Source organism: Oleiphilus sp. HI0043 (assembly GCF_001634935.1).
Window position 1 is genome coordinate 1 of sequence record NZ_LWEY01000439.1, and the last position, 646, is coordinate 646.

Annotated in this window: 1 protein-coding gene; it reads right to left on the reverse strand. The window is 48.9% G+C overall.

All coding sequences use genetic code 11. From position 1 onward, the window contains the following. Positions 1-610: RNA polymerase sigma factor region1.1 domain-containing protein (locus A3729_RS05605; RefSeq protein WP_304439691.1), on the reverse strand; the 610-nt coding region annotated here is incomplete at its 3' end. Positions 611-646 lie beyond the last annotated feature (36 nt).

Genomic DNA, 646 nt, shown 5'->3' on the forward strand with positions numbered 1-646 from the left:
CTGGATCAGGGCCTTTCTCGCCCTCTTCTTCGTCATCGTCGTCGGAATCAGCACTATTCGCTTCGACTATAGGAGCCGGTGCAGGAATCGCATCGGTCTCTGGGTCAACAAAGCCTGAAATAATGTCACTTAGACGGCCTTCTTCTTCCACTGTCGTGTCATATCGATCCAAGATACCCTGAACGACACCCGGAAAGTGAGCCAAAGATGCCATCACATCCCGAACACCTTCTTCGATACGCTTGGCGATACGAATTTCGCCTTCACGCGTTAGTAGCTCTACAGTACCCATTTCACGCATATACATACGTACTGGGTCAGTTGTTCTGCCTGCTTCGGTTTCTACTGCTGCCAGTGCCGCAGCTGCTTCAGCCGCCGCCACTTCGTCTGTTGAATCTCCATCTGACATAAGCAATGAATCAGCATCAGGCGCAACTTCAACAACCTGAATACCCATGTCGTTGATCATGCGAATAATGTCTTCAACCTGATCCGGATCCGCAATATCTTCTGGAAGGTGGTCGTTTACTTCTGAGTAAGTCAGGTACCCTTGTTCTTTACCGCGGGCGATGAGATCTTTTAAACGAGACTGTTGTGAATTGCCTGACATGTCTATCCTATAAGTTGGAATTCGTTACTGATGGCC